Below are 5,302 nucleotides of genomic sequence, written 5' to 3' on the forward strand. Positions count from 1 at the left end.
GCCGCCATTGCAGTGTGTATTTCAAATGTTCTTACTATGAGCAAATTTATGGGAAATACAGTGATAAGTTTTGGTTGGCTGCACTTGATCGGCTGTGTATGTATCGTTATCTTGAACATTCTGATCTCACCTTTGATACCGGGCGTTATAATGAGACGAAATACACCAAATGAGATCTTGATGATAAATGAATAAGAGAGGCATTATAATGATAAAGCTTGATAAAATAATAAAGATATATAATCCAAAGAAAGCCAATGAATATGAGGCTTTGCATGGGGTATCATGCGAGATATCAGACGGTGAAATGGTAGCGATAATTGGAAAATCAGGCGCAGGAAAATCCACACTTTTGCATATCCTTGCCTGCATAGACAGCTATCAGAGTGGTGAGTACACAATTGACGGCACTTTGGTAAAAAATTTATCGGAGGGGCAGTATGCACAGATAAGGAATGAAAAGATAGGCATTGTAATGCAGGACTTTGCACTTGTTGAGGATTTTTCTGCCCTTGAAAACGTATTGATTCCATTGGATTTTGCAAAGAAAAAGATAAAGAATAAAAAAGAAAAAGCTCTTGAAGCATTAAAAGCTGTTGGTATGGGGGATCTTTCTAAGAAGCCTTGCAACAAGCTTTCGGGAGGACAGAAGCAGCGTGTTGCTATAGCCAGAGCAATTGTCAACGAGCCTGCCATGATACTTGCGGACGAGCCTACAGGAGCGCTGGACACAAAGACCTCGGCCGAGATAATGGAGCTTTTCAAACGCCTTAACAAAGAGGGAAAAACAGTCGTTATCGTTACTCACGATCCAAAAGTCGCAGAACAATGCAGTCGTGTTATCGAAGTGTCTGACGGTAAGATCATATAGAAAAAATCCAATTCCCGCACATCAAATGCAAAAATCACATCGTAATATTGGCTGTTTAGCGTGATATGCAGTGGGTGTGACATATCCTAATAACATAATTCGGGCTTTTTTTATCTTTCTTTTCTTTATATCTGTTTAATAAGAGTAAAATTGTCAGAAGTAAAAAAATGACCGCACCCGTGAAAGGTGCGGTCATTAGTATTTTGTGGCGGAGCGTTAGTTTTGGTTTGGCCTGTATGTTTTTGCCATGCGTGAGAAGTGTGAAAGGAACCTGCTGTCAATGAACTTGCTTACTGCTGTGATGGCAGGTCTTGCACCTGATTTGACGTTGTAGGTGTCGGCTGTTATCTTATCTACTGCCTTTGCAAGCTCGTCTGCACTGAACAGGGAGTCCATATTCAGCTCAGGGTGAAGCCTTTTGATGACTTTTATTTCGCTCACAAGCCTGTTTTCCACTATCTTTCTGTACACCGACCTTGATATCTCGCTGAAAGTGTATTTCTGTGAGAAGCGGTTGATAAGCTCGACGTCAAAATAGTCGGAAAGGTCGCTTATGAGTTGTGTTTCTGATGTGCTGTCTGAGTTGAATCCAATGCTTCTGCTCTTTGCGGTACAGCCTGCGTTGGTGGTGGCTATTATTATGGACTTTGAGAAGTCTATAACGTTTCCTTGACTTGTGGTGAGAATGCCCTCGTCAAAGACAGACATGAACAGCCTTTGTACGGATCTGTCGCACTTTTCAAACTCGTCAAGGAGTATCACCTGATAGGGATTTGATTTGAGCTTATCAAAGGGCAGTTCAACATTGCTGTCGCTTCCAAGATAGCCTGCAGGCGAGCCTATAATGCGGTTTATGCCTGCGTCATAATAGAATTCCGACATATTCAGTGTGATAGGTTTCTCGCCTGCACAGTTTTTGGCTATTATCTTTGCGACCTCTGTTTTGCCCACTCCGCTTGGTCCGATAAAAAGCATTGTAAAAGGCTTTTTGGTCGGTCTGATGTGGAGAGAATGGAGCTTAAGCACGTTGACAAGGTCGTCTATGATAGCTTCCTGACCGCAGACGGCTGAGAGGTCACGGCGAAAGGCTCTCTCGTTAAAGGCGTGGGGCGTGCTGTGACCTGATGTCATGCGGAAAGCCGTTTCTTTTATATGGCGGTCGGTGAGAGTAATTTTCATCTTCTTGTCAGAAGCGTTCTTCACCACGGCGGAAGCTATGGAGCGGTCAAGTAGCGTTATGGCATTGTCAGGGCGGTGTGAGCCTGAGTAGCAAAATTCGTCTGCGATATCCACAATGTGCTCTGCCTTGTTTCGGCTCAAAGCGAACGAGATGTTATAGTGTTTGGCAAAATGCTCGTTCATGCTGAGAAGGATCTCCACTGTCTGCTCATGGTCTGCTTCGTCAACTATTATCTTTGTCATACGCCTGCAAAAGGCAGGGTCGCTGTCGATGAGATTTGCTTCCTGGGTCGTTGTCGCTCCTATGAGCTTTATTTTCCCACGGCTCAGAGCAGGCTTCAAGATCTGAGCGACGATCCGATATGCCTTTTCCTGAAAAAGCATATGTATTTCGTCGATAAACAAAATTCGCTTCTCGTCCTGGTCGCTCATATAGTTTATGAGCATTTTGACCTTGTTTTCAAGGTCGCCCATAAGACCTGAATCTGCCACGATATCAGAGAGCTGGAGGGCATATATCCTATAGCCTTTGAACTGTGGTACGATGTTCTCGCTGTTTTTGAGCCTGTAGGCAAGCTCCTCCACTATTTTGGTTTTTCCACAGCCTGCAGGACCGCAGAGCAGTGCGTTGGGCTTGTCCGAGCTTATGAGAACAGACATCATCATAGAGAGTATGTTCTCTCTGAATTTTGTTTCTGTCTTTCTTGCTTCGGCAAGGTCGAAAAACATTGTTTCGGGGTCAAATACCTTTGCTGTAAATGGATTTTGGCTCGTGTTTTGAATCTCCACAGGATCAGGCTCGTAAAGCTCGTCCAGTGGGTCAAAATCATCGTCCTCGGAGTCGTTGATACAATCATACGCCTCATATTTCTTGATGTATTCTATATCTTCTGTTTGTGGCATTTTTATTCCACTCCTTTCTTGGTGTTTTGTTGACGTCTTCTGCGCCTTTTGAAATTTTCACGCATACGGGCAATGCTGAACGGTGCTAATATCAGCTCCTCGAATATCATGTATGCGCAGTTGCTCGGTATAGTGTCTCTTGCCGCTATAAGCATTTTGCCCACTGTACAGCCAACGTTGTTCACAAGCTTACTGCAAAATGGATATACGTCAGGGGTGATGTTATAGAGTCTGCCTACCTGTGCAAAATAGTCGTTCAGCTCCATTGAGCAGAGGACGTTCAGTGCGCATATCATCTTGGCATTGTCTGTGAAGCCCTTGATGTTTATTGGAAGCGGCGCTTTGCCCTCCATGACAAGCCTTATTTTGCCTATCCTCTCAGCTTGCTCAGCCATGTTGCACATATACTCAATGGTGTCGGCAAGCTCAGTGTATTGGTCTGCGGCAGACCTTATTTCGCCTCTCATGGTCATACCTGTGTCCTTGAGGAAGCTTGGATATACGTCTATGAAGTCTCTGAACGTGAACTTGTCACGGGCGGTGGCATAGTTACATTCAAGCTCGCTGAAAACAATGTCCTTGTCATTCTCCGTTAAGTTAAGAAGCTTTGACAGCGGTGTGTCCATTATCACAGTAATGGCGTTTTCGAGAGTCATGTTCTCGTATTCATGGATGATGTCTTTTAAATTAATTGTTTTTTTCATAGTGTTGGTGTCCTTTCGTTATAAAATTTAAGTTTAGTAAGCATTATTGCCTACCATTGTATAAATTGAAGCGGCAACGCCGCTTGAGGCGTTCACACCAGTGTAAGGCGATGAACGTTTGTAAAGAACAATGCCGACATGGCTGTGCCGAACAGCAGTGAGCCATGTCACTTGTTCTATTTGCACCCTCAGAACAGAGAGCAGATCATTTAGCAGAGCATAGAATCAGGTGATTGAAAAAATCAAGGTAAAGAAAATTAATGATCGTTGGTTATATGTTAATGTCCTTTTTCTATGCTCTGTGATGATATGGCGGTCTGTTCGTCGGGAATGGGGGCTGTGGTAAGCGGCAGGTCGCCCTTGTAGCGCTCTATTATATCCGCCGCATTATAGGGGTATGACAAGATGATGTCAGAAGCCGAGGCTATGAGCCACCACCTCATGTCATAAGCGTCACGTATCTGTTCGGCGTAGTTGTCAATAAAAATGCACCATGGGATCCAGAATGCACAGACTTTTCTGTCAAGTATATCAAATGCACTGCCTAAGCTCATGTTAGGGTCTTGTTTCAGCACTTTTTCAAGCTGTATCTGAAGTTTGGACAACAGAAATCTGTCATTGGCAGGGTATCTGGTGTTTGAGCCCATGCAGAGTGTGTTCAGATAGCCTAAGTATTCTTTGACGTTTATGGCGTTGTATATCTGCACTTCCGGAAGCTGTCGATTTAAGACGAGCATTTTTCTTACATAAGCCGAATAGCATCTTATCTCGTCCTCGCTGTCGGCATCGGTGCTTATTATTTGTGCATATGTGTCAAGCTCGTCCATAAGAGCCACAAGCTCGCCGAAGGTCATTTTCATGCAATCGCTTGCGCTGATGTGGAAGTATTTCTCTATCTGCTCTGCGATGATGTCAATGCCTCTCTTTTCACCTGCTGGGGTGCTGTAAGAGGTCAGCTTCTCCAGCGGAAGTGCCATTAGATCTCTGACGGCTTGTTTTATAAAATGCAGTTCAGAGAATTGATTTGTATTTAGTAGCATGGTTTTTACTCCTTTTGTAATTTTTTACATACTTATCTGATGATCTTTTTGAAGCATACTGTATGGTGCGATCTTGTCTGCAAGCATAGCCTGTCTGCCTGAGAATATCACATAGACCTTGTCCCTTGGCATACAGAGTATGTTGTCCATGGTCTTTGACGCTCTGTCCGCTATCATTCTTGCAGTGTCAGGGTCGTTGCAGCCCATGAAAAGCAGTGTGTCGCAGTTGTTTATGATAGTCTTGGCGGCGTTTGCGTCATACATGGTGGCAAGCTGTGACAGGCTCTGTATTATCAGTGATGCGTAGATATCTCTTGACCTTATGGTGGAGATGTTCTTGTCGAAGTTACTGATATATGCGCTTGTAGCACCAAAGTCGTCAAGTATCATATGCACAGGCACTGGAAGCCTGCCTTTAGGGCTGTTATCAGCTTCTCTGCACAGTGCCTGCAAGGTCTGGGTATAGAACAAGCTCACAAGATTGTCGAGATTATGCTCTGTGTCACTTGTCTTTATGAATACTGCGGTCTTTCTTCTCCCTATATCCGCAAGATTGACGGATATCTTGTTGTTAAAGATGTATCTCAGCTCTTTCATGTTGAAGC

The 5,302-nt window shown here is 44.0% G+C and carries 6 protein-coding genes; 2 read left to right on the forward strand and 4 right to left on the reverse strand.

Translation table 11 applies throughout. The features are described from left to right. Both QVO88_RS10225 and QVO88_RS10230 read left to right on the forward strand, forming a co-directional pair. Positions 1–195 (forward strand): hypothetical protein (locus QVO88_RS10225; RefSeq protein ID WP_288177999.1); only part of this gene is annotated, 195 nt, incomplete at its 5' end. A gap of 13 nt (positions 196–208) precedes the next feature. Continuing rightward, positions 209–871 carry an ABC transporter ATP-binding protein gene (locus tag QVO88_RS10230; protein ID WP_022288376.1) on the forward strand — a complete coding sequence of 221 codons (663 nt, stop codon included), beginning with the start codon at positions 209–211 and terminating at the stop codon, positions 869–871. 216 nt (positions 872–1,087) lie between these two features. Here QVO88_RS10230 and QVO88_RS10235 read toward each other — a convergent pair whose 3' ends face one another. From QVO88_RS10235 to QVO88_RS10250, 4 genes are all read right to left on the reverse strand, one after another. Further along, positions 1,088–2,953, reverse strand: a complete 1,866-nt coding sequence (locus QVO88_RS10235) for an AAA family ATPase (RefSeq protein WP_022288377.1) — start codon at positions 2,951–2,953, stop codon at positions 1,088–1,090. A gap of 2 nt (positions 2,954–2,955) precedes the next feature. Then, positions 2,956–3,657 (reverse strand): hypothetical protein, encoded by a 702-nt coding sequence (locus tag QVO88_RS10240; protein ID WP_022288378.1) that lies wholly within the window; start codon positions 3,655–3,657, stop codon positions 2,956–2,958. A gap of 278 nt (positions 3,658–3,935) precedes the next feature. After that, a complete protein-coding gene (locus QVO88_RS10245) occupies positions 3,936–4,697 on the reverse strand; it encodes a hypothetical protein (RefSeq protein ID WP_022288379.1) in 762 nt (253 codons plus the stop codon). Between the two features lie 24 nt (positions 4,698–4,721). After that, the coding region (locus QVO88_RS10250) for a type IV secretory system conjugative DNA transfer family protein (protein ID WP_288178000.1) at positions 4,722–5,302 on the reverse strand (581 nt) is incomplete at its 5' end.

The sequence above is a fragment of the Ruminococcus sp. CAG:57 genome (genome assembly GCF_000435935.1).
GTDB classification, from domain to species: Bacteria; Bacillota; Clostridia; order Oscillospirales; family Ruminococcaceae; genus Hominimerdicola; species Hominimerdicola aceti.

Coding starts and splice junctions, on each gene's coding strand:
- QVO88_RS10245 (WP_022288379.1), bottom strand. CDS start 4,697: ATGCTACTAAATACAAATCAATTCTCTGAACTGCATTTTATAAAACAA.
- QVO88_RS10240 (WP_022288378.1), bottom strand. CDS start 3,657: ATGAAAAAAACAATTAATTTAAAAGACATCATCCATGAATACGAGAAC.
- QVO88_RS10230 (WP_022288376.1), top strand. CDS start 209: ATGATAAAGCTTGATAAAATAATAAAGATATATAATCCAAAGAAAGCC.
- QVO88_RS10235 (WP_022288377.1), bottom strand. CDS start 2,953: ATGCCACAAACAGAAGATATAGAATACATCAAGAAATATGAGGCGTAT.